This is a genomic window from Rhodoferax potami (assembly GCF_032193805.1).
In the GTDB taxonomy this organism is placed as follows: Bacteria; Pseudomonadota; Gammaproteobacteria; order Burkholderiales; family Burkholderiaceae_C; genus Allorhodoferax; species Allorhodoferax potami_A.
In genome coordinates, this window is sequence record NZ_JAVBIK010000003.1 from 202770 (window position 1) to 227269 (window position 24500).

Genomic DNA, 24500 nt, shown 5'->3' on the forward strand with positions numbered 1-24500 from the left:
CACTAATCTCGAAGACTCACACATCCTAATGTCTAATCAAAGGACAATTCATGCCACGTTCAATAAGCCCTAGCACATACTTTCCATGCTCCACGATCAACGTAATGCCGAGGCCGCGATCTGCAGTTGAGTTGCGACCTGTTAATAGCGAAATACCAGATGAGCCGGGAAATGACGAAATAAACTTTAAAAATGTTTCAGACATTAAAAATGATCCAGACCCATTCTCAGGGGCAAAAAAAGCCAAGGAATTTTTTCCAAGCTCACGCAAGTTCAACCCAGGGAGATTACTTTCCCAAGTAGTACCTCCCCAAGTAGTACCTCCCCAAGTAGTACCTTCCCAAGTAGTACCTTCCCAAGTAGTACCGTCCACTATCTTGGATAAAGTGAATCTGATCATGAGACACGTCCGCCAACCTGATGTGAAAAGCACATCGGACTTGTTTATGCCTCCACAACCCTTTTACGGGGCCTGGGGTTTGGCCTCGCTTCCAGGGACTTTATCTTCATCAGACGTATTATGGGCAGGGAATGAACCTCCATCAGCAACATCAATTTTTCCTTGGATCGTTGGGCACGCACGGATTTTTGATGGCATTCTTACCTATCAAGACTACATCAAAGCTGGCAAGATAAAAGATAATGAACGGTCAGACTGCCTCGTTTACTTGAATGCTATATGGGCAAAATGTGCACTTACGGAGCTCAAGGAATCTGTCAAGGAATCTGATCTCAGCCAAGAGGAGATTAATGAGATTAAGAGCGCTATATCAATAGTTGAAGCCTTGGAGAAAGAAAAGCGTGAAACGTTCTTAAACCTCCTTCCCGATAAATTAAAGATTCGGGAGTGGATGGCGTTAGTGCGCGATGTGGGCGGGGGAGTTGTGGGTACTGGTCATGCGTTAATTGTATTGGCGAAATTCATCCTCGGTGACAAGACAAAGCTGCTGTCCACCGCCAAAAATTTCGTCGAGGTTGTTCCATTTATCGGCGGGACTTTAAGCGCGATCTCTGGCATTACGGGCTTCGTTCAAGGGGTTGCCGAGCTTATTGATGGGACGAATGCCGCGAAAGCCTTGAAGGAGGCTGAGGATTTTGATAAGCATGTGTTTGCGGATTATTTCAATAAATTTCCGGAGTTGGAGTCATTGATCAGGCATCGCCAAAACTTGCGAGACTTACAGCTCGATCTTGCCAAATTACTCAAATTGCATGGCGGCTTCAGGCTGGGAAACGGATGCATTGGCTTGGGGGCGGCTGTGGCTGCATTGATCATTGTCGCAGGAGGCGCTTCCGCGGGTATCGCATATCTTGTTGCAGGGCTGACTGGGGGTGCATTTCTGCTGTGGGCCAATATTCGTGCCACCCTCGTGCGGAATGCACAGAATACATTCGACAAGACGTATAGAGCTATAAGCGCCGTCAACGATAATCCGAGTGGTATTCCCGGACTTCCTACGGATAAAAGCCTTCCATCGATCCAGGAGATCGCCCAAAACTTCTCTGTAAAGCTCAATAACCCAGTTACAAGAGGAGAAACAATTGAAATGTTGGTGAAACTGGGCATTCCCGACGGCGTTGTCAATTCGGAACCCGTTGATGTCAATGAGCTGGCCAAATACCTCGTACCTTCCCGCGGCATCACGGTGCCAGATCAGGTTGCGTTGAGCAACGTTTATGCACAGTCCAAAACTGCGGAGGAGAGGCTGCGCGTTGTACAAGCGTGGTTGGATCACAAGGAGCTGAAAGAACTTAGTGTTGAACATATCGCCAAAAAAACCGTTAAGGATCTGCCGCACTGGAGCAGACACCTGAAAACGGGCTCAGACATGGGTGATCCTGGCAAATCCAAGCTGACGCTGGAGCTCATACGTGAGCTCTGGGATGAACAAGGGTTCAAGTCTTACATGCAGAAGTCACTGAATCTCGAGGATGGTGTGCCACTTTCTGGGCCGGATGATGCATGGAGACTGTTGAAATCACGACGCGAGACTACGATGACGCAGGAGAAGGCGAGTGCGGCCGTTGCCGCCTTGATCAATGGAATGAAGGTTGACGCTATCCAGAGATGTCTGAATTCTCTCAAGAAGGATCCAATGACACTTGCGTGCAAAGATGTACTCAAAGTCCGCTTTGCGATTGATGAAAATTGCAAGCACAAAGAGGGCATCAAGGCAGCTTTACGGGACCACGTGAGCAAAACTACCTTGGACGTCAATACCATCGGGAATTTTATGGCGGTTTACAAGGCAACTTTGGAGCAGGACAAAGCCCCGCTTCTCAATGTGATGAATGATTTCCTGCAGAAGACCCACGATCAAATGAATAATGAAGAGCAAAAAAAATTCAATCAGATGCTCGACGTCACAGGCGATTTCCGTTCGCTCTCGGCCAAAGAAATGGATGCGATCCTGGGAAAGGTTCATAAGTTTCTGCTCGTCTCTAAGAAGCTTCAGGGCCAGACACTGACAAAAGTGATTGCTTCTCTGCATAAGTACCCTACCAATGGCAGCTACCCACACGACGTTGTCCAGCTCGCGGCTCTCCGCGAACTGCGAATCAGATGCAGTCTTGGCAATCCCGAAGATGTTAAGCATACCCTGGCGCTGGCCAAAGAGCTCTCGCGCAGGAAATTGCACGAACGCGGACTTGGACCCGGCAAAGGGGGGGCGTGCTCGGCTTTTTTGGTTACTACCTGAACGAGAAAGGCGTGATCGTCGAAGAGCTGGTGAAACGGTGTCTGGGCCAAGGTTCACCCATCAACTCGTTTTCGGCCTCCATGGCCAAGCAATTGCGCGCCAATCACAGCAACGAACCAGCTTATATTGCTGCACTCACCTATTGGACGAACAAGCTCATTGGCACAGGAGAAGAGACCAATCTGTCGAAACTTGCGGATAGGCTTGACTTGTATCGAACGCCGGGGAAACTGGAGACGGCACTCAAACGCAATGATCTCTCAGCCGATGGCCCAGAGATGACTTGTCTTAACTATAGGCTGAATGTCGCGAAAGAGGAATTGAAAAGCACAGCATCTGTTCTGAAAGACCACACAAAGTGGAGGGAAGATGACTCTTCACGCTTCGTCACGCAACTGACAGAATTTTTCTCGCTGGAAAAAATCGCGCGCAATTACAATATAGAGGTCAATGTAATGGAGCTGGGGTTGCCGCTTGAATTGAAAGATCGGCTTGATCATTATCGCGCTGCGCTTGAATACAATAATAAAAAGGCACGTGCCAAAAACATCAGGGCCATTAAATGGGAGTTCGATAACCTGAAGACAGGTAATAAATTGGCCGCTAACCCCTTCTGGTCGGCAAAGTTTCTGAATTCTCGAACTGAGTTGCGGACTGAGGTTTTCAAAGAAATGGAAAAGCGTTATGACTGGTTGAGCAAAGCAGATTCTTACAAGTCGTTCGTGAAGAAGGTCAATGAGATAGCTTCCATGAATACATCACGCCTGACCAGCGCTCTCAAGAAGAATGATCCAGTTGGGGACTATTGGATTTATAACCAGTTCGTGACCTACGGCCTGGAAAAACCCACCCTTGAGACGCTGATTATTCTGAAAAATGTAGCGAAGAATGGAGATCTCAGTCTTCTGGAAAAAATTGCGAAGATACGGGATGAGGCCTTTTGGGATAAGCTGAATAATAAGATCTTGGATAGTTTGCCAAAAATGGTCTCGGCTTAACGGCTAGATTCACAGCTGAAAACGGCAATCGTCCATCGATTCCTTAATGCTCTGAGCGACACCGCCTGATACACGGCACTGCTCGATTGAGTAGCCCCGCCAAATTGTAGGCCAGCGCCTGCGGGAGGGGCCCACTTCGGCAACATCCTCGGCCGAAGGGGTGCCACTACTCGGGTGCCCCCCGCCGGAGCTGACGTGCCGCATCACACGATAGCGAATGTACGCCAGCGCATCCCTGTGCGATCGGTAATCATTGCAATCGCTTTGGTGTTATCCTGCATCTTGTGTGAGGTCGAGTTCCAGTTGAAGCCTCCTCGAATTCCTGAACCACTCAGAAGTAGAGGTTGGGGAATTTTGTCACACGGTATTCAACTGGAGGAACTGACCCCAAGGCTTCATGGGGCCGGTGGTGGTTGTAGCGATGCAGCCAGTCCGCCGTCATGTCCCTGACCTCTTGCAAGGAATCAAAGACATAGCAGTCCAGTACTTCGGTGCGATACGTCCGGTTGAATCGTTCCACATAGGCATTCTGGGTTGGCTTTCCAGGCTGGATGTGATTGAGGACGATGCCTCTGGTCTTGGCCCAATCGGCCAGCGCATGGGCAATGAACTCCGGGCCGTTGTCCATGCGGATAGACAGCGGCGCACCACGCACCTCCACCAACTCGTTCAAAGCCCGTATGACCCGCCCAGCGGGCAAGCTGGTGTCAATCTCGATTCGCAACGCTTCCCGGTTGAACTCATCGATGACATTGAAGGTGCGGAACCTGCGGCCCGACCACAAAGCATCGGACATGAAGTCACAGCTCCAACCCTGATTGGGCTGCTTTCCCGCCTCCAGAGGCTGGCGGATGCGCGCAGGCAGCCGCTTCTTGCCTCGCCGTGGTAGGTTGAGATGGAGCTGGCAATACACCCGCCACAACACTGTCTTGCCCTAGGGCTGGTTCTGATGGCGGGCGCTTGCGTAAAGCAGGCCAAAACCATGCCGTGGATTGGTAGCCATATAGGTCTGCATGAACTGGATGACCCCGGAGTCATCGATTTGCTTGTGGCAATAGCGCAGTGTGGAGCGGGCAATGCCACTGGCAACACAGGCTTTGCGTTGGCTCATGCCATGGTCGGCCATGAGCGTTTGCACCACATCAATCCGACGCTGCGGGGTCAGAGCTTTCGGTCAACGACGTCCTTCAACGCATGGTGCATGAGTGCAAGGTCGGCATACATGCGCTTAAGCTTGGCGTTCTCCTCCTGCAGCTCTCGCAACTGAGAAAGATGCGGGACGGTCATCCCGTTGAACTGATTCTTCCACTTGTAGTAGGTGGGTTCGCTGACGCCGTGCTTCCTGCAAGTCTCACCGACCTTGGCTCCCAGTTCGACCTCTTTCAAGATGCCGACGATTTGACTTTCGCTGAACTTTGATTTCTTCACGTAGAGACTCCGTTAGGGGGATTTTCTCTACTTCTGAGTGGCTCAAGCTTTCAAGGAGGCTTCACAGTCTAAACGGCATTGAGTCGGCTTTTCCCGAGATATTCAAGCATCTATTAGGACGCCGTGAAAGTATGATTTCCCGGGCTTGGCCTTGCTTTTGATTGGCTCATGCTGGATCCAGACCTCCAACGCAAGTCTCGCTATTGTGTACAGGCCGCCGCGGTCATCGAGCACGGCATCTTTTACTTCGGGAAAATGATTTAACGTGTTTTTGAGTGCTTGAAAAACGTCGTTTGAATCCTTTGAACAAATGATGTCTTTGAGTGCGACAATCGTTCTCTCCGATGGGGCCTCCTTTCCGAAAAATAATTCTATAGAGGGTTTCTGCATGGCTCCCAAAAGTATTCCAGTTTGAATCGGTCCACGTGATCGAATTATCTTTAACAAAACGTCGATGCCCTTGTCGGTTTCCTCATTTTCGCCCTTGACGGAAAGGACGCTCAAGTGGAGCCAGCCAAAAATGTCCGTTTTGCTATAGTGGTCAGGAATTTCGCTTATCTCTTTTAGTAACGGGAATGACTCTAAGAATTCGCTTTTCGTAGATTCGGGAGCTCCAGCAGCACAATTGTAAAAGTCCATTGTCACTACAAATGCACGCAGTGCATTCAATATATTAGCCGTTTCTCCCTCTGAAAAGCATCCCGAGTCCTTCAATTTTTGAATTAAGCGATGCGAAAATTTCAGGTCTTGGTCCTCGAACTTATAGTACGAGAACAATCCTTTGAATGAGGAAAAGAGCTCTCTTAGTTCTTGGAATTTATTTCTGTCTTTTGCCAGATCGATACAGTGTTGAAAGAACGCAGTACTCATTTTAGGACATGGCATGAAAATAGACTTGGCAATATCTCTCTTTCTTTTCGATGGATCCGAGAGCCATCTCAAAAATTCTTGAAGACCGATTTTTTCGCTTATCTCTGACCGAAGCTTGTTATATTGAATCGGGTTTTTCTCAGACAGTTTTTCGATTTTTTCTATGAATGTGTCCAGTTCAGAGAAGAGGTTGTCCTGTTCAAAGCGGGGCTTGATTTGCAGTAGCAATTTGATATCGGTGGCGATAGGTGTGATGAAGTCGGCGAGTTTTTCGAGGTTTTTTATCTCCCTCGGCCATAGCTTCAGCAGTGCCTCTGTTTTCGACGAAAGTGATCGGGGGTAGGAGTTTTTCTCCAGGGGCACCAGAACTAGAGGACTTTCGCTTTTTTGGGCTGGCTTCGTGGCAACCCATTCTATTTTTTGGTGGTCATTTTCGTTGGCATCGGCGTTTTTCCGATTCTCGTCCCCAAAACACTTGCGAATCGCTAAGAAATCAGGTTTGTGACGTTTTATAGTCATCTGGATAACATTATTTACCTCGGTTGGGCTTTGCGGATCCAGCGGCGCTTGTGTTTTCTTCTCGACTTCAGCGAGCTTGAGCTTGATATCCACCATGTTGCTCTTACTGCTTTCTGGTATTTCATCAATTTTTTTTAGAAGCTTCTCGGCCAAACTATGGATCTGTTCATTAGGTAGCGCTGGAACTTCGGCAAGCCACAAGTCAATGTTGCAATTGTCCTGCAGCCCTTGACGGAGTCCGCTCGTTGTGCTAATGAAGTTCTCTAATTCCTTCATGATGGCATAGTAAACATCATCCCTGCCTTGAAGGGTCAACGGCGCATGCGACGAGGGCAAGCGAATAGGCAGGCTGGAGTTAATGCGGTTCATTTCTTTTCCGTAGACTTCGGCGCGGGCTCGAGTTTGCGCACACCTTTTTTATATTTAGTAAAGTTGACCTCCCTCCTTCTGCCGTACCAATCAAATTGATGAAGTCCGGGGTTTAAGGTCAACTGATTTCTGTGCTGATTGGGGATTGATGATCTTGCCCCCGTATCTCAGGACACGGTCTATGTGCATTTTATCGGCTCTTTTCATACTGCGTGGCTTACATCCCTTATGTGGTTACAACGCTTATAGCGTCGGGATCGATGGTCTTGTCGTCGGTCGGCGACGCATAGTGTCCGCTGAGCAGGATATGAGGCCGGAGAAATCTGCACCAGCGTCTTGAGATCGCTGCTTGAGTCGCCTTCGGTCAGAGTTTTTGAACTTTTCAGGCCGGAGGGTTCACTCACGGTACCAAAAGAAAGCATGACATGAAGCAATTGGAATCCTCCAGACTGCTGAAACGGATGCGTGAGCACCTTGGCTTGCCTGATGCCGCGACACTGCTTGAGACGGGCTTGCTACGCGTCGGTGGATATGGCCTGCTGCTGCACTACGACGAAATGTCCGAACCGGACGTCATTCAGGCACGTCTGGATATGGGCGCGCTAGACAAGGAACAGAGGGAATGGATGTGGCATCGGCTGCTGGTCAGTAACTTTGAATGGGGAGCGAACGGCTCTTGGGCTGGAGCCTGACGCCCGAAGGGGACCATGTCACTGTCACTGCGCAATATCCCTTTGATGTGCAAACCACCGGCGCGGCATTGGCGGGCTGGCTGCGCAATCTCGTTGCCTGTACCGAGGCGTATTGGCGGGTGCTGCCCTCACAGCAACCGCTTGCCGAAATACTGTCGCTGGTTTCGCGCTGGGCGCTTCGAAGCGCGAATCGATTTGGGCATGGATATCGTTACCTCGCGCGAAAAGCTATTGCAAGGGTTGTTGTGGAATAACTTTGTGCTGGGGTTGAGTGGCCGGGTGTTGTTCAGTGTGCATCCCGATAGGCATGCGGTGGTGCCGACATTGCAGCAGGATCTTCCCGCCGAGGCGAACGCTGAGGATTTTGTCGAGTTGCTGCAAACTATCGCCGGGAATGCGAAGAATATTTGGAGCGAGGCGCGTGCTGCGTTTGGGCGAGCTGAAGTAGCGCTACAGCTAGGCCTACCTCATAGCGGCGCATCAAAGGTGAGCCAGAGATCGGTTGGATGATTTTATTTTAAAAATAAGGATTTGAATGAGTCTACATAGGTTTTCATCAGGAAGTAAATTAAATCTTCAGAGATCGCTATTTGAACCTACAGGAGCAGAGGGGAGTAACTTCCCTAAATTTTCAAGTAACAACGAAAACAAACCGGGTAATTCTTTTAGATGTCCCGCCGAGTTAAGGAATAATATTAACAATAAAATTCCAATGGCAATTCTGGGCGGGAAGAGGCAAAAAATGGAGAATAGCAATAACCCTAGCATTAAGTTTGCTCAGGTGGTCAAAAAGGCTGCAAGTCAGTCATTTACCCAACGGCATCCTGTTATTGCGAGATTATTGAGTGGTTTCGTTGGAGTTGTTGCATTCGCAGCCAATAATGTTGTTGCTCCATTTTTAATAGGCGCAGCCATCGTCTCGAAGGCGTGTGGTTCAGGCGAACTCGCCAAACGGATTGGAGCCCTTCCGTTCATGAAATACCTGGCGGGTTACCTTGCCGATGAAATGGAAAAAGATAACATGTCAAGTGGGGAAATGGCTGTCATGGCAATACCATTCTTCGGTCCCGTACACATGGGAGTGAACGCAGCAAAGAAAGCTTTCGACAAAATGCAAAACCGCCACTGACAATGGCGGGACTGTTGAAAATACTGACAACCTTAAAAAAGCTCCGAAAGAAGAGCGCCCGACTCGGCGCATGTCAAGGTAGTTATCGTCTCAGTCATGCAGCCCTGAGCGGGAGGCGGTCGTCAACATGAATGTCAGCGATCAACATATTCAGCAGAGGGCTGCATGACTGAGGCGACAGCTACCTTGACACGCGCCGACGTTGAGCAGGATATGAGGCCGGAGAAATCTGCACCAGCGTCTTGACATTGCTGCTTGAGTCACCTTCGGTCAGATTTTCTGAACTTTTCAGGCCGGAGGGTTCACTCACGGTACCAAAAGAAAGCATGACATGAAGCAATTGGAATACGCCAGACTACTAAAACAGATGTGCGAGCACCTTGGCCTGCCTGATGCCGCGACACTGCTTGAGACGGGCTTGCTGCGCGTCGGCGGACATGACCTGCTGCTGCACTACGACGAAATGTCCGAATCGGACGTCATTCAGGCACGTCTGGATATGGGCGCGCTAGACAAGGATCAGCGGGAATGGATGTGGTATCGACTGCTGGTCAGTAACTTTGAATGGGGAGCGAACGGCACCGTGGGCTGGAGCCTGACGCCCGAAGGGGACCATGTCACTGTCACTGCGCAATATCCCTATGATGTGCAAACCACCGGCGCGGCATTGGCAAGCTGGTTGCGCAATCTCGTTGCCTGTACCGAGGCGTATTGGCGGGTGCTGCCCTCACGTCGACCGGTTGCCGAAATACTGTCGCTGGTTTCGCTACAGCGTGTCGTGTTACCTGCTCAGCCGCAGGCGGCTAGTTGGGAGGCGTTGATCGAGGCATTTTGCACTCATGTCGGTTTGACGGAGCGAGATCATTTGCTCAATGACGGGGATATGTTGGCCGTTGACGGTGTCGACATGCTGTTGCGGCATGACAAAGCCGCAGCCGGGCGCTTCGAAGTGCGAATCGATTTGGGCATGGATATCGTTACCTCGCGCGAAACGCTATGGCAAGGGTTGTTGTGGAATAACTTTGTGGTGGGGTTGACTGGCCGGGTGTTGTTCAGTGTGCATCCCGATCGGGATGCGGTGGTGCTGACATTGCAGCAGGATCTTCCCGCCGAGGTGAACGCTGAGGAATTTGTCGAGTTGCTGCAAGCTATCGCCGGGAATGCGAAGAATTTTTGGAGCGAGGCGCGTGCTGCGATTGGGCGAGCTGAAGCAGCGCTACAGAAAGGTCCACCTCATAGCGGCGCATCAAAGGTGCGCCAGAGATCGGTTGGATGATTTTTTTAACTTTAAAAGGATTATTATGATGTCAACGACACTTAATCCGGTGCTGGTTAGCTTACCTCAAGTTCCAGAGCCCAACCAAGATGTTTCTGCTGGCGATGCCTTTATTACGAGAAGCCCAAATCGCAGTAACGAGAATGTTGAAGTTTGCGAGAGCATTAATGACTCTATTCGTTTTGTTATACGTCAACGAAATTATTTACAAGCGAGACATATTGGCAATAACAAGGAATTGAAAGATTCGTCGATCGATGCAGATCGGGTTGATATTAAAGTGCACAAACAATCGATCGTAGAAAATGGGAAATCAGATTCCCTCCTGAAAAATAATAATCAAATTAGCAACGAGTTTGCTTCGAGTGTCTGTGGCTCGACACAGCTTCCATTTACTCAACGGCATCCTTTTCTCTCGGCCTTATTTGGTGCCATAGTTACAATTTTTGCAACTCCTTTTATCGCCCTAGGCAATATGATTATTACTCCTTTTTTGATGGGCGCAGCCTTCATCTCGCAGGCGTGTGGCAAAGGCGAAATCGCCAAAAGAATTGGAGGGTGGGGATTAACGAAAGTACTGATGGGTGTTAATGCCAGTTTGCTAGCAAAAGGTGAATTATCAACTTTCGAATTGGCTGCCATGGCAATTATGGTGCCCTATACCGTAGTGGTGGGGATAATGGCTTCCGGATATAATCTTTATGAAAGTAGCCAGGAATTCCTTAACAAACAAAACCATGACGCCAAGTTAGACAATCAGGCTACAAATCCACCACGATTTAATACTGAGCGCAACAGTGCACCCGAAGATTTAAATGTTATTGATTAACTTGAGCAAGAAATACAGCCGCTAATGAGCTATGAGAGCTCAGCGCGAGAACTCTCGCGCTGAGTTCGCCGCTCGAGTGGGTAATGTTTTGAAGTTTATTCAATGCAATTCAAGGCCCTTTATCCCGTACTTAAGTTGTATTGGCTGACTGGTCCAGGATGTTGACCGTTCTTATAGTGGCGATGCAGGTGAAGCCGCGAGCGTGGCGCTTGGCGGCCTGGAAAAGGCCGTTGATTGCCTCCAGGAGAGTGCGGATCATCTTGGCGATCAGCGCGTCCGGATCGGCAGCCGCCTCGGACTTGAGCTTGGCCGTGTCCTTGAGCAAAGTCCAGCGCATGCATGCACTTGAGGGACTTGTCGGTGCGCTGCTGGATACGGGGCTCTTAAAAGGGTGCAGGCCAGACAGGCTGTCATGGTCTAGATGGCAGTCTAGAATTTCTGCCGGCTGCATTCGTCGCGGGGCTATCCCACCCGATGCAGTTCGAGCAATGCTGCTACGAGGCACAGCGTAAAAAGGCTGCGCAATCGTCGGGCTAAGAGCTACACGAAACGAGGGCAAGGTCATTGATTGGGGAAAGGAAAAAGGGCTTACGTACTATGAACAGCATTTCGTTGATTAAAAATCAACTTGTTAATGTTGCCGTAACAACATCTGAGTCTTCACTTGGGCCGCTTACCCCTGTAACGGTCGACGAAGTCATTGGCGCGTTCAAGAAGGATTCTGTCTTTCGCGAATACTTCGACTCGACGCATTCAGGCCTGCAAGCAAAAGAGAACGATCGATGGGCTCTGGATTTGACCGTAGCCATCAACGATAAGATCGCGGATTTGCCGAAGTCCCATACTGGGTGTGAATTAATCTTTCGTTTTCGCAAAGCATATGGTGACGTAAATCATGTTGCTCTGGCCACGGTTTGGCGCGGGCAGAATGGAGTGCTGAATATTGGGTTTGCACATCAGGAAAGCATCCCACGTGGAAAGGAGAGTCGAGGAAGAGTGTTTGATACTTTCGACAGTCGTGCGGAATTCAACGGAAAACCCCCACCCGTTCTTCAATCAATGTTGAAATATGGCTTGCCGAACGTGGCCTTACGGACCTGCCCGTCTCCCGAAAATGTAAGAATGGCGGCATCGCTTAGCGATGAGAGCTGTGAACATCCTTACGGATTTGATGGGAAGGCCGACTCTGAGGGGTTTCACGCCCTGACCTGCTTTTCTGTAACTCAGGCCGTACATAACGCAGTGCAAGGCAAGCTAACGGAGATGAACACTGCCCCGACTGTGCCTCACGTGTTCAAAGAGTTGATGAACGATATCTTTGGCGATGAGACCTTCGACAAATACAGGTATTTCACGCATAACGGGACCAAATTTGATTTGGAAAATCTCCCGCAAGGCCAATTGGTTAAAGGCTTTCTGTCAGTTGGCAAGAGTTGGGGCGATCTCGAACGGTGGGATGTCAGTCCCGCTAGCCAAGCAACTCCTTCGTCCAAGACGGCTTCGATGCGCCCGAAGTTTTGACAATGCCGCGAAGCGGTCGCAATTCATTCCGGCATCGGCAGATCTTCCACCTACACCGTTTTCTCGAAATCCGGAACACCGTTTTTGTTGCGATAGTGGAGCCGAGGCTAAAAAGAGTTACGGAGTCGGCCTGTTGATCAGCCCTCCTCGACCCTCACTAAGTGCTCCCATTTGCCGCCAAAGTCATAGGTTTAGGTCAGCGCCGCGCCGACGCGGCAGACATCGCTCAACCGCGACGTGCTGTCGATCTTGCAGCTGCTGCCGCGCCCGTCCTGGTACGAGAACAAGTGCATCAGTTCCAAGCCCATAACTCCCTGGATGTAGCATTGCAACTGGGAGAGTTTTACGTTGCATAGGTGTCGAAGCGGCGCCATACCGCGGGCGCTACATCCAGATAGAGAGTTCTCAATCGATATGTATTGCTCACACTGCCCACGGATTGATAACGGATACACTTACTACCTCATAGGGGGCAGTGTCGCGCCATGCCACGATGAAGCCCCGCGAGGCCGCAATCGCTGCAATGTAGCTGTCGGGTGTTGGAAATCCCCGGCCGCAGTTCTTTGCCATCACGGCCCGATCACTGCAAAACCCCATCAGACCGTCTAGGGTTTGTGCCAGCACGTCTTTGCGCTTGCAAGCCGTAAGTGCAGCGATGCCAAATAACAGCTCGGCTAGCGTCACGCTGGACTGGTACAGCGATGCAGCGGCTTGCTTGTCAGCCAGGCCCGCACGGACAGGTGCAGCTCTGGTTTATCGCTTAGGAAACGACGTTGCTATCGAAGAGCATCGATCAAATTTTAACGGATTGCGTATTCCGGCGAATGCCGCCATCCATTCCAATCCAAACCCGACCATTCATTCCAGCCCAAAGTAGGCCAGTAAATCCAATACAAACCCGCCAGGTCAGCAATCAGTCAATGCCACTGAATTGGCCTACTCATTGGGGGATTGAAACGGCTGGCTGGACCTCGCCCGTGAATGTCTCTGATGGGCTGGAAGCAGTCGTCGGTCATGTCAACAAACTTCAGGTCGGGTACGCAGCAGCGCTTGCGGGTACTGGCGATCGGTATGGCTGCCGCTTGAATAATGGGCCAATGACATGTCGACTCCTGCCTGCTTGATAAACCCGATGAACTGCTCATCGTCAAATCCGCCGTGCATCCATAGATCCAAATTTACTGCAATACAGTGGCCATTTGTGAGAAAATAGAATCTAGGAATGAGCAATTATCATATATAAATGAATCTTGAATATGGTCTGAATATCTACGCGAAAGCCAATTCAAATCACAAAATGAAAGCTTTTGAAAGATAACTTACAGTCATTCCGCTTAATATTTTCAATGTAAATAAAATTTATATTGGAAGTCATATAATGCAAAACATAAATATTGATTTCAATGCTGATAGTTTCGATACCCAGAAATTAATCAAGCATGACCGGTTTTTGGAAAAACTATTGTTCGCTGTATTATTTCCAGATCGGTCTTCGACTGTATGTCGGGCAGACCGTATCAGGCAGTACACCCGCTCGATCCTATCAGTACTCAATATTGACTCTCAAGATTGTTTAGATGCTTCAGTGGAAAATATAGGAAGGATGGCATTAATTCATGATTTGCGCTTAGATTTTCTGTTAACGAGCTGCTCTTATCCGAAGTCTATCGACTTGCCCTTGGATAATTCGAAATTACAGTATGATGAATCTAGCAGTCAAGTTCAAATTAAACAGGGCGCGGAAGTTGATTTGAACAAGCATTGTTCAGTTGCACTTCATGCGTTGCACGCTGTCCGTGGTAGTTTTAAATACTCTATTAATTTGAAGGAATCTGAAAGGCAAAGTATGCACTTACTTGCAGCATTGTTTCCAATGCTAGTTTGTTATGATGATATTTTCAGAGAGGGGTTTGGCTCAATAGAAGTACGTCACAAAAATGCTGTAGATGGTGTTATGGCAGCCTTTGGCGAGTCCATTGATCCATCACTATGCAGTGCATTTTTATCAGTCCAATCTGAATTCAAGTTTATAGGCTTGCAAGCAACCTCTTCAAATTTTCAAAATTTTTGATAAACTACGAGAGGTATAGGTCACCCCCCTCTTTTGCAGGAGATCGCAGAAGTAGAAACGTTACACAGTCATGGCCAGTCGCTGCTTTGGTGTAAATCCGCCCAAGGCTATATTGGGTCGGTCATGGTTGTAAGACCACATCCACTTCGTTGCAAAGTCCTGGACTCTGCTAAGTCATGCCAATAGTACTGTGACAACCATTCGTATCTGACCGTCCTGTTGAACCGCTCAACATAAGCATTTTGCTGTGGGTTGCCCGGCTGGATGTATTCCAGTCTGATGCCCCATTCAATCGCCCAGTTTTGGATCGCTGAGCTGATGTATTCCGGGCCGTTGTCACACCGAATCACCTGCGGCTTGCCGCGCCACGAGATGATCTGCTTGAGTTCCCGAATCACCCGCTCCGAGGGCAGAGAGAAATCGACCTCTATCCCAATGGCCTCGCGATTGAAGTCGTCAATGACATTGAACAACCGAAATGTTCTGCCGTCTTCGAGCTGGTCGTGCATAGAGTCCATCGTCCACACCTGGTTGATGCCCTGTGGCACCGCCAGCGCCTCAGGTTTCTCCAGCACCAGCCGCTTGCGGGGCTTGATCCGCAAATTGAGCTCCAGATCCTTGTAGATGCGGTACACACGCTTGTGGCTCCATTTGAAGCCCTTGACGTTGCCCAGGTACAGGAAACACAGGCCAAAGCCCCAACTGCGGTGGTTGTCTGTTAGCCTCATCAGCCAACTGGCCACCTCGGCGTTCTCGGCATCGAGCTTGCGCTCGTAGCGGTAGCACAATTCGCTGATGCCAAACGCCTGGCACGCCACCCGTATACACACACCGCGTTCTGTCACAGCCTTTTGGGCCATCTCCCGTCTGCGAGATGGCCTCACCACTTTTTTTCAAGCGCCTCCGCCACGATCTCGGCCTTGAGCTTTTCCTCAAGGTACATCTTCTTGAGCCGCCGGTTCTCGTCTTCCAGCTCTTTCATGCGCGCCAGCATCGACACGTCCATGCCGCCGTATTTGGATCGCCACTTGTAAAACGTCGCGGTGCTGATGCCCAGCTCCCGGCAAATGTCGGGCACCGCAAAGCCCGCTTCGACCCGTTTGACCGCATCCATGATCTGGCTGTCGGTGAACTTTGACTTCCTCATGTAGAACCTCTTCCGTTGGAAAAAATTCTACTTCTTAGCCCTTGGGTTCTAGGGGAGGATTACCCGAGAACACGCCCGTCTGATTCTGAATCACATGCGCAATCGGTCTTTGCCCAATAGCGAGCGACAGGCAGAAATCACGTGCCGGCCTCACAGAATCAGATGGGGTATTCCCTCGTCACAACTGGCCTGACCACACGTCAGCCTCGTGAGGAGTTGCATTCGAAAAAATTGAGGAAATCGTGATAGGCATAAATATTTCATTGCCTTTGATGAACGCAAAAAAAGCAAGGAATTGAAAGGAATTTATTCGCAACAAGGCTACTATTAAGCCGTAAATATCTAGGAGCGCTAATATGAAAAAATTGAATTCGGCAAAGGCAAAACCTTCAACAAATCATATTGATGCAGCGATTGATAAAAATGCTCAAGACTTGGTCCAACTTGGAAATCGGCGGATACGAAATAAAAAGAGTGAACGCAACTTACAGAATGAAGATGCTCATCGAGAAAATCTTGAGCCTTTGGAGTTTGGTAGAAACGCTGAACTCGACCCCCCAGAATATTCTGCCGCAGACCAGCGAGCCGCTTTAGATAGTAGCGCAAATCTAGAGACTGAAGCTGTAACTTCTAACCATCTTGAGTCGTATAGCCAGTTGGGTACTCCCGCAAAATCGGATCCCATCTTATCAATTGATGATCAAGGTAATACAGAAAGCTTTGGTCAAATGATGGAGGCCTCTCCATCAAGCGCTGGCTCATCTCCAATTGCTGCTATTCCAAATATTGCTTCAGAAATAGATTCTCTAGAAATTGCTAGCAATGTTGTTTCTAATGCCTCCTCAGGCCTAGGTATTTTATCCGGTGGCTTAGGTATTCTTTCAGCGACCGCTGTTGTGATGAATGCCACAAAGAATACGCCATCCACAGCTGAGTCGGCATCAGGAGTCGTTACTCTTAATGGTTCTATCGTTGCTGGACCTGTCGTAGCTGGAAATCAACTCACAGTTGTGGTGTCGAGAGCCGATAATAATGGCGAATTGGCTCGAGTAAAGGTGAATAGTGATGGCACTTTTTCTGTTCGCTTTGATGCGAATTACACAGGTGTGGTGATTGCTAAGGTTATTGATAGCGATGATGCCGGAGCGGACTATTTGGATGAAGCAAGTAAGCTGCCAATCGATTTGTCGGTGAATTTACGTGCGGCAGCGGTTATCAACGGGGCTGGGCAGCACACGTTGGTTATTACCCCGATTACAGAAATCGCTGTCCGCCAGTTGTTTACTGAAAGTAAAGCCCCGGGGGGTTCGGGGTTGGATGTAGCTTCAGTCAACTCTATAAACTCAAGGGTTGCAACAGTTTTTGGTCTCACTGATATTGTGAGGGTAAAGCCGGTAGCTGTTAATGATGTTAATTTTTCCTCAGCAGAGGCCGAGTCAAAAAAATACGGATATGCACTTGCCGCTCTTTCCGGAGCCGATCAAAACTTGGTAGGAATGGAGGCTACAGTAGCGGCGGTTGCAAATGGTATTTCCTCTAGTGTCGTTCCGACGGTGAGCAACAATGTGCAGAGGATTTTGCTTCAAGGAGCAGATACAGTCGGGGCGAAGTTAGGGCTTGACATTTACAACGTGGTTAGGCCCCAGTTTAATTTCGCTGAAGCTTCTAGCACTTCTGCCCCCGGTTGGGCTGGTGATGTTAAATCTCTTGGGCAGCAAGATTTGGTCTCAGCTTTGCCGAAAGATGTTGCGGGCCTCACGTCAACTCAGCTTTCACTGATGACTGCGCAACAAATTGGTTGGATCCCCCCTGTTGCAATGTCAAGCTTGTCCAGTTCGAAACTGTTGTCTATTGGAGCGGGCATATCGGGCATGACTGCAACTCAAGCTGCGTCTCTTTCAACCGTCCAAATTGATGCACTTGTTGGGTCTGGTCTGATTCGTAACCTGTCTTCTGAAGCGCTCGCTTCTTTGCCAGGAGCACAAGATAGCTTTAAGTTGATAGGAGGGGGAGCGGGTAATAGCGGAACCGCACCTACGACTCAGACATACAAGGACATCGGAGTCACGGGGATAGATGCGGGCAACATTGCATCGATCAACGATGCCCTCAAGGGACTGCCCGGTGCGAACAAGGACACGGCCGCTGAAGTACAGGGCATTGTCGACGCCTACCGAAAAGTGCTAGGCGTGGCCGATGCGGTGGCAGGCAACACAGACGCTGCCAATCTACCTAGCCTAGCGGACTACGGCAAGATAGGCGTGAGCGAAGTCACTACCGTCACTCAGGCAGCGCTGCTGGGCAGCGTGATCGACGGCAAGAACAAGGTTGATGCGGATACGGTGTCAGAGATCAAGGCGTTGGCGCTTGCATCCAATGCCGTATTGGAGGCGGCAGCGTCGGCCAATGGAGCCTCGCTGAGCATGGCCCAGCTCGAGCAGCTGGGGATCAAGGGCGTTACGGCGGACAACCTGGCAGCAGTGCGTCAAGCAATAGCTAACAGCGCCGATGATGGCAGCGCCATCAACAGCCTGAGCAAGCTGCAAAGCGTGGTGAGTGCAACGACAACGCAAGTTGCAAGCGTGCTGACTGGTTTGCAAAGCTACAGCGGCGCTAACGGACAGAGCGCACCTACGACGCAGACATACAAAGACCTCGCAGTCACGGGGGTGGATGCGGACAACATTGCATCGATCAACGATGCCCTCAAGGGACTGCCCGGTGCGAACAAGGACACGGCCGCTGAAGTGCAGGGCATTGTCGACGCCTACCGCAAAGTGCTGGCCGTGGCCGATGCGGTGGCAGGAAACACAGACGCTGCCAATCTACCTAGCCTAGCGGACTACGGCAAGATAGGCGTGAGCGAAGTCACTACCGTCACTCAGGCAGCGCTGCTGGGCAGCGTGATCGACGGCAAGAACAAGGTTGATGCGGATACGGTGTCAGAGATCAAGGCGTTGGCGCTTGCATCCAATGCCGTATTGGAGGCGGCAGCGTCGGCCAATGGAGCCTCGCTGAGCATGGCCCAGCTCGAGCAGCTGGGGATCAAGGGCGTTACGGCGGACAACCTGGCAGCAGTGCGTCAAGCAATAGCTAACAGCGCCGACGATGGCAGCGCCATCAACAGCCTGAGCAAGCTGCAAAGCGTGGTGAGTGCAACGACAACGCAAGTTGCAAGCGTGCTGACTGGTTTGCAAGGCTACAGCGGCGCTAACGGACAGAGCGCACCTACGACTCAGACATACAAGGACATCGGAGTCACGGGGGTGGATGCGGACAACATTGCATCGATCAACGATGCCCTCAAGGGACTGCCCGGTGCGAACAAGGACACGGCCGCTGAAGTGCAGGGCATTGTCGACGCCTACCGCAAAGTGCTAGGCGTGGCCGATGCGGTGGCAGGCAACACAGACGCTGCCAATCTACCTAGCCTAGCGGACTACGGCAAGATAGGCGTGAGCGAAGTCACTACCGTCACTCAGGCAGCGCTGCTGGGCAGCGTGATCGACGGCAAGAACAAGGTTGATGCGGATACGGTGTCAGAGATCAAGGCGTTGGCGCTTGCATCCAATGCCGTATTGGAGGCGGCAGCGTCGGCCAATGGAGCCTCGCTGAGCATGGCCCAGCTCGAGCAGCTGGGGATCAAGGGCGTTACGGCGGACAACCTGGCAGCAGTGCGTCAAGCAATAGCTGACAGCGCCGATGATGGCAGCGCCATCAACAGCCTGAGCAAGCTGCAAAGCGTGGTGAGTGCAACGACAACGCAAGTCGCAAGCGTGCTGACTGGTTTGCAAAGCTACAGCGGCGCTAACGGACAGAGCGCACCTACGACGCAGACCTACAAAGACCTGGCAGTCACGGGGGTGGATGCGGGCAACATTGCATCGATCAACGATGCCCTCAAGGGACTGCCCGGTGCGAACAAGGACACGGCCGCTGAAGTACAGGGCATTGTCGATGCCTACCGCAAAGTGCTGGCCGTGGCCGATGCGGTGGCAGGCAACACAGACGCTGCCAATCTACCTAGCCTAGCGGACTACGGCAAGATAGGCGTGAGCGAAGTCACTACCGTCACTCAGGCGGCACTGCTGGGTAGCGTGATCGACGCCAAAAACCTGGCCGCGGTGGACAGCGTGGCCGAACTGCGAGCGCTGGCGGATGCAGCGCAGGCCGTGCTTACGGCAGCGGCCCTGCCTGCGGGCGGCACCAGTACGCTGAGCAAAGCGCAGCTGGAACTGCTGGGCATCAAAGACGTCACCGACAACAACTTGGCGGTAGTGCGTCAAGCAATCGCTAACAGCGCTGATGATGGCAGCGCCATCAACAGTCTGAGCAAACTTCAAACCTTGGTATCTGGCGCAGCGTTTTCTGCAAGCGATGTCCAATTGTCAAACGACACCGGCAGTTTCTCCACAGATTATGTAACAACGGTCAATAACCAGACCATCAGTGCAAAGCTCAGCACCGTTATCTCTGCTGGTGACACATTGGAAGGATCTGTGAATAGCGGCGCTACCTGGGAAAAAATAAACAGCATGGTCACTGATCGCGCCATCACTTGGACGGGCGTGACTCTGAATTCCGGTGTCAACAACATAGTATTCAGGCTGACCAAGCAAGATGGTAGTCAATACCTCAGCAGCGCGCAGACCTACACCCTGGACAACACCGCACCTGCGGCACCCACCCTGGTGCTGGATGCAGCCTCGGACACGGGCAGCAGCAACAGCGACCGCATCACCAACGACGCCACCCCCACCATCAGCGGCACGGCTGAAGCCGGCAGCAGCGTCAAGCTGTATGACGGCAGCACGCAAGTGGGCAGCGCCACGACCGGTGGCGACGGCAAATGGAGCATCACCCCGGGCAGCGCCCTGGCCAACGGCACGCACACCCTCACGGTCAAAGCCACCGATGCGGCGGGCAATGTATCTGATTCCTCTGCCGACCTGAGCGTTGTGGTAGATACAGAACGCCCCACTGCGGTGGCCCTGAGCAAAACCATCATAGCCACCCTGGCGGCCACCACCGGCGCCACAGTAGGCAGCCTGAGCGCCAGCGACACCCAAGCCATCAGCTACACACTGGCTGCGGGCGGGGAGCACAACAGCCAGTTCGAGATCGTGGGCGCAGACCTCAAAGTCAAAGACGGTGCCGGTCTGAGTGCTGGCACCTACAACATCAACGTCAAAGCCACCGACGCTGCGGGCAACGAAGCGCTGCAGGCACTGAGCTTTGAAGTCGTCAATGCGCCGTCGGTCAGCAGCATCGTGCGTGCAGACAACGCCTCTGAGACTGTTGCCAAAGGCGCGACGCAGCTCAGCTACACCGTCAACTTCAGCGAAGCCGTCACCGGCGTGGATGTGGCCGACTTCGTGCTCACCACAACCGGCAGCGCGGCCGCCAGCATCGTTAGCGTCAGCGCTGGAGCTACAAATGCAGGCTACATCGTGGTGATCAATGGAATCAGTGGTGACGGCACGGTGCGCCTGGACGTCAAGGCCAGCGGCACGGGCATCAAAAACCTCAAAGGCATCGAGCTGGTTGGCGGCTACAGCAGCGCGCAGACCTACACCCTGGACAACACCGCACCTGCGGCACCCACCCTGGTGCTGGATGCAGCCTCGGACACGGGCATCAGCAACAGTGACCGCATCACCAACGCCGACACCCCCACCATCAGCGGCACAGCCGAAGCCGGCAGCAGAGTCGAGCTGTACGACGGCAGCATCGTAGTAGCTGAGGTCCAAGCCGGTGGCGATGGCAAATGGAGCACCACCCCGGGCAGCGCCTTGGTCAATGGCACGCACACCCTCACGGTCAAAGCCACCGATGCGGCGGGCAATGTATCTGATTCCTCTGCCGACCTGAGCGTTGTGGTGGATACGGCAGCCCCCACGGTCAGCAGCGTGGCGATCACGTCCTCCACGGGTATTCAAAACAGCACCCTCAACGCCGGTGATGTAGTCACGGTAACAATGGGACTTAGTCAAGCGGTGACCGTCACGGGCACACCGCAGTTAGGGCTCAACATAGGTGGCACCACGGTGCAGGCCAACTACGCAAGCGGCTCGGGCACCAACAGCCTGACCTTTACCTACACCATCTTGGCAGGGCAGACCGATGCCGACGGCATCAGCATTGCCACCGACAGCCTGGCTCTCAACGGCGGCACCATCGTGGATGCTGCGGGCAACAGCGCTACGCTTGGCCATACTTCGGTCGCTAACAACGCCGGCTACTTGGTCGACACGACAGCCCCCACGGTCAGCAGCGTGGCGATCACGTCCTCCACGGGTATTCAAAACAGCACCCTCAACGCCGGTGATGTAGTCACGGTAACAATGGGACTCAGTGAAGCGGTGACCGTCACGGGCACACCGCAGTTAGGGCTCAACATAGGCGGCACCACGGTGCAGGCCAACTACGCAAGCGGCTCGGGCACCAACAGCCTGACCTTCACCTACACCATCTTGGCAGGGCAGACCGATGCCGACGGCATCAGCATTGCGGCCGACAGCCTGGCTCTCAACGGCGGCACCATCTTGGATGCGGCGGGCAACAGCGCTACGCTTGGCCATACCTCGGTCGCTAACAACGCCGGCTACTTGGTCGACACGACAGCCCCCACGGTCAGCAGCGTGGCGATCACGTCCTCCACGGGTATTCAAAACAGCACCCTCAACGCCGGTGATGTAGTCACGGTAACAATGGGACTCAGTGAAGCGGTGACCGTCACGGGCACACCGCAGTTAGGGCTCAACATAGGCGGCACCACGGTGCAGGCCAACTACGCAAGCGGCTCGGGCACCAACAGCCTGACCTTCACCTACACCATCTTGGCAGGGCAGACCGATGCCGACGGCATCAGCATTGCGGCCGACAGCCTGGCTCTCAACGGCGGCACCATCTTGGATGCGGCGGGCAACAGCGCTACGCTTGGCCATACTTCGGTCGCTAACAACGCCGGCTACTTGGTCGACACGACAGCCCCCATCGCGAGCGTCACAACAGCTACCCTGTCCAACAAAAGTTCCGCAGTTGTACAAAGCAGCGAAGCAGGTACAGCCTATTTGGTCAACACCTCCGTGTCGGTGAGTGGCCTCTCAAGCATCACCGGTGCAGCAGACAACCTATGGAACAGCGTGAGCATTGCTGCAGCAGCCAGCAACACCAACTTGGCTGCTGCTGGCTTGTCTGATGGCTCCTATAAGTTGTACACGGTAGATAGTGCGGGCAACTTGTCTGTAGCCTCAAGCAACGCCGTGAAGATTGACACGACAGCCCCCACGGTCAGCAGCGTGGCGATCACGTCCTCCACGGGTATTCAAAACAGCACCCTCAACGCCGGTGATGTAGTCACGGTAACAATGGGACTCAGTGAAGCGGTGACCGTCACGGGCACACCGCAGTTAGGGCTCAACATAGGCGGCACCACGGTGCAGGCCAACTACGCAAGCGGCTCGGGCACCAACAGCCTGACCTTCACCTACACCATCTTGGCAGGGCAGACCGATGCCGACGGCATCAGCATTGCGGCCGACAGCCTGGCTCTCAACGGCGGCACCATCTTGGATGCGGCGGGCAACAGCGCTACGCTTGGCCATACTTCGGTCGCTAACAACGCCGGCTACTTGGTCGACACGACAGCCCCCATCGCGAGCGTCACAACAGCTACCCTGTCCAACAAAAGTTCCGCAGTTGTACAAAGCAGCGAAGCAGGTACAGCCTATTTGGTCAACACCTCCGTGTCGGTGAGTGGCCTCTCAAGCATCACCGGTGCAGCAGACAACCTATGGAACAGCGTGAGCATTGCTGCAGCAGCCAGCAACACCAACTTGGCTGCTGCTGGCTTGTCTGATGGCTCCTATAAGTTGTACACGGTAGATAGTGCGGGCAACTTGTCTGTAGCCTCAAGCAACACCGTGACGATTACCATGCCTAAAGCCGGTGACCCATTGATTGATTTAGGAATTTACGGAAAATTGATTAGAGAATTGGGAGGTAGAAATTATTATTATTGGGACCGCTCTGGTGATGGAGCGGCAGGTAACGATAACATATCAATGGATTGGATCGAGCAAACCTTCTTTGGTAGTAGTGCTGGCGCAGTGATAAGCGACTCAAATTCGATGTTTAATATCGATGGCCTTAACGTCCAGATGATTTCGTCGAGTACGCTCAATAATTTAAGACTTAGTGCGGGGATGCCCAGGGTTGCAGGGATGTGGGATTACAGCCAATATCTCTCATCGACTGTTGGACTTAATTATAATACGCACAATATCGTGGGATACTATGGGGTCGATTATGCACCCGATGACTATAAGGAGGGTGTAGTTTTTCTGCAGGTGTTGTGAAGCGACGCACGGGGCATAATATGTTGTGTGTTGCCATCCTCAAAGTTTGTTGAATGCGGCCCGACAGATTCCTGTTGGGGTCGGTTATCTAGGCTCTTGCTATTTATTATCGATTTATATGTGTGTGCGTATAAATATAAGATTTACATTGGAGTTTGGGTTGTTCGGGATTTTTAGGAATCTATAAATTTGCTTCATCGCCTCGCCAGAGTCACCAAGACTTGAATAGGACCTTACTTAAGAGTCAGATTCACAACGCCAGGGTATTTGGATGTGAAGAAGCGATCTAGCCAAGAAGCTGTGCCGCAAAAAGGGGGCTTCAGCGAGGTCATGCTCTACAATCTCGCGGGCCAAGTAAGGCAGATTGGACCTGCCCGATGCCAGACGGGTGCGTCAGCTGGTGACAGAAAAAACAAGCTCAAGAATCTGCTGGTCGAGTTGCACCTTTACATCCACGCGCTGCACACCGCTTACGGGGTAAGGCACTAGCACCGCAAGTCAGGCGGGCGCCTGTGAATGTGATGATCCAGCGATGCGATTTGAGTGCGCGGCTCGCATGCAGGCTTGTCGGGCTATCCGCAAGCGGTATGCA

14 protein-coding genes and 3 pseudogenes are annotated in these 24500 nt (G+C 51.9%); 10 read left to right on the top strand and 7 right to left on the bottom strand.

Annotation, left to right across the window (positions count from 1 at the left end):
• Nucleotides 1–25: 25 nt before the first annotated feature.
• Complete coding sequence (locus tag RAE19_RS19075) at nt 26–400, bottom strand: hypothetical protein (RefSeq protein ID WP_313876409.1); 375 nt, start codon at nt 398–400, stop codon at nt 26–28.
• Between RAE19_RS19075 and RAE19_RS19080 the strand changes: the two genes are divergently transcribed.
• Together RAE19_RS19080 and RAE19_RS19085 are read left to right on the top strand one after the other, a co-directional pair.
• Nucleotides 399–2699: a hypothetical protein gene (locus RAE19_RS19080; RefSeq protein WP_313876410.1), complete on the top strand. Its 2301-nt coding sequence runs from the start codon at nt 399–401 to the stop codon at nt 2697–2699. The two genes, RAE19_RS19075 and RAE19_RS19080, sit on opposite strands and share 2 nt — an antisense overlap.
• A gap of 11 nt (nt 2700–2710) precedes the next feature.
• Nucleotides 2711–3697 carry a hypothetical protein gene (locus RAE19_RS19085; RefSeq protein WP_313876411.1) on the top strand — a complete coding sequence of 329 codons (987 nt, stop codon included), beginning with the start codon at nt 2711–2713 and terminating at the stop codon, nt 3695–3697.
• 331 nt (nt 3698–4028) lie between these two features.
• On the opposite strand, the pseudogene RAE19_RS19090 reads toward RAE19_RS19085, so the two are convergent.
• A pseudogene (locus RAE19_RS19090) lies at nt 4029–5125 on the bottom strand (IS3 family transposase).
• A gap of 102 nt (nt 5126–5227) precedes the next feature.
• On the bottom strand, nt 5228–6883 hold the full coding sequence (locus RAE19_RS19095; RefSeq protein ID WP_313876412.1) for a hypothetical protein: 1656 nt from the start codon (nt 6881–6883) through the stop codon (nt 5228–5230).
• A gap of 425 nt (nt 6884–7308) precedes the next feature.
• On the opposite strand from RAE19_RS19095, the gene RAE19_RS19100 reads away from it, so the two are divergent.
• The 5 genes from RAE19_RS19100 (at nt 7309) to RAE19_RS19120 (ending at nt 10809) form a co-directional block, all read left to right on the top strand.
• Nucleotides 7309–7575, top strand: a complete 267-nt coding sequence (locus tag RAE19_RS19100; RefSeq protein WP_313876413.1) for a hypothetical protein — start codon at nt 7309–7311, stop codon at nt 7573–7575.
• Nucleotides 7576–7776: 201 nt separating this feature from the next.
• Nucleotides 7777–8085: a hypothetical protein gene (locus RAE19_RS19105; RefSeq protein WP_313876414.1), complete on the top strand. Its 309-nt coding sequence runs from the start codon at nt 7777–7779 to the stop codon at nt 8083–8085.
• 202 nt (nt 8086–8287) lie between these two features.
• A complete protein-coding gene (locus RAE19_RS19110; protein WP_313876415.1) occupies nt 8288–8704 on the top strand; it encodes a hypothetical protein in 417 nt (138 codons plus the stop codon).
• Between the two features lie 331 nt (nt 8705–9035).
• Nucleotides 9036–9980, top strand: a complete 945-nt coding sequence (locus RAE19_RS19115; RefSeq protein ID WP_313876416.1) for a CesT family type III secretion system chaperone — start codon at nt 9036–9038, stop codon at nt 9978–9980.
• A gap of 28 nt (nt 9981–10008) precedes the next feature.
• Nucleotides 10009–10809, top strand: coding sequence for a hypothetical protein (locus tag RAE19_RS19120; RefSeq protein WP_313876417.1), 801 nt, complete (start codon nt 10009–10011; stop codon nt 10807–10809).
• A gap of 130 nt (nt 10810–10939) precedes the next feature.
• On the opposite strand, the gene RAE19_RS19125 is transcribed toward RAE19_RS19120, so the two are convergent.
• Complete coding sequence (locus RAE19_RS19125) at nt 10940–11146, bottom strand: hypothetical protein (protein ID WP_313876459.1); 207 nt, start codon at nt 11144–11146, stop codon at nt 10940–10942.
• A gap of 260 nt (nt 11147–11406) precedes the next feature.
• Here RAE19_RS19125 and RAE19_RS19130 point away from each other — a divergent pair, with 260 nt between their 5' ends.
• Complete coding sequence (locus RAE19_RS19130; protein ID WP_313876418.1) at nt 11407–12330, top strand: hypothetical protein; 924 nt, start codon at nt 11407–11409, stop codon at nt 12328–12330.
• 423 nt (nt 12331–12753) lie between these two features.
• On the opposite strand, the pseudogene RAE19_RS19135 reads toward RAE19_RS19130, so the two are convergent.
• Nucleotides 12754–13120: pseudogene (locus RAE19_RS19135) on the bottom strand (VapC toxin family PIN domain ribonuclease).
• A 588-nt stretch (nt 13121–13708) separates the two neighbouring features.
• Here RAE19_RS19135 and RAE19_RS19140 point away from each other — a divergent pair.
• Nucleotides 13709–14401 carry a hypothetical protein gene (locus tag RAE19_RS19140; RefSeq protein WP_313876419.1) on the top strand — a complete coding sequence of 231 codons (693 nt, stop codon included), beginning with the start codon at nt 13709–13711 and terminating at the stop codon, nt 14399–14401.
• 60 nt (nt 14402–14461) lie between these two features.
• On the opposite strand, the pseudogene RAE19_RS19145 reads toward RAE19_RS19140, so the two are convergent.
• Nucleotides 14462–15548 (bottom strand): annotated as a pseudogene (locus tag RAE19_RS19145) (IS3 family transposase).
• Nucleotides 15549–16272: 724 nt separating this feature from the next.
• Nucleotides 16273–16458: a hypothetical protein gene (locus RAE19_RS19150; RefSeq protein ID WP_313876420.1), complete on the bottom strand. Its 186-nt coding sequence runs from the start codon at nt 16456–16458 to the stop codon at nt 16273–16275.
• A 1087-nt stretch (nt 16459–17545) separates the two neighbouring features.
• Between RAE19_RS19150 and RAE19_RS19155 the strand changes: the two genes are divergently transcribed.
• Entirely contained in the window at nt 17546–23908 is a 6363-nt protein-coding gene (locus RAE19_RS19155) for an Ig-like domain-containing protein (protein ID WP_313876421.1), read from the top strand.
• Nucleotides 23909–24500: the final 592 nt, after the last annotated feature.

What these genes read in the sequence shown, in the direction of transcription:
- RAE19_RS19120 (WP_313876417.1), top strand. Translation starts at nt 10,009, where the DNA reads ATGTCAACGACACTTAATCCGGTGCTGGTTAGCTTACCTCAAGTTCCA.
- RAE19_RS19080 (WP_313876410.1), top strand. Translation starts at nt 399, where the DNA reads ATGAGACACGTCCGCCAACCTGATGTGAAAAGCACATCGGACTTGTTT.
- RAE19_RS19100 (WP_313876413.1), top strand. Translation starts at nt 7,309, where the DNA reads ATGAAGCAATTGGAATCCTCCAGACTGCTGAAACGGATGCGTGAGCAC.
- RAE19_RS19110 (WP_313876415.1), top strand. Translation starts at nt 8,288, where the DNA reads ATGGCAATTCTGGGCGGGAAGAGGCAAAAAATGGAGAATAGCAATAAC.
- RAE19_RS19130 (WP_313876418.1), top strand. Translation starts at nt 11,407, where the DNA reads ATGAACAGCATTTCGTTGATTAAAAATCAACTTGTTAATGTTGCCGTA.
- RAE19_RS19125 (WP_313876459.1), bottom strand. Translation starts at nt 11,146, where the DNA reads ATGCGCTGGACTTTGCTCAAGGACACGGCCAAGCTCAAGTCCGAGGCG.
- RAE19_RS19095 (WP_313876412.1), bottom strand. Translation starts at nt 6,883, where the DNA reads ATGAACCGCATTAACTCCAGCCTGCCTATTCGCTTGCCCTCGTCGCAT.
- RAE19_RS19105 (WP_313876414.1), top strand. Translation starts at nt 7,777, where the DNA reads ATGGATATCGTTACCTCGCGCGAAAAGCTATTGCAAGGGTTGTTGTGG.
- RAE19_RS19115 (WP_313876416.1), top strand. Translation starts at nt 9,036, where the DNA reads ATGAAGCAATTGGAATACGCCAGACTACTAAAACAGATGTGCGAGCAC.
- RAE19_RS19140 (WP_313876419.1), top strand. Translation starts at nt 13,709, where the DNA reads ATGCAAAACATAAATATTGATTTCAATGCTGATAGTTTCGATACCCAG.
- RAE19_RS19075 (WP_313876409.1), bottom strand. Translation starts at nt 400, where the DNA reads ATGATCAGATTCACTTTATCCAAGATAGTGGACGGTACTACTTGGGAA.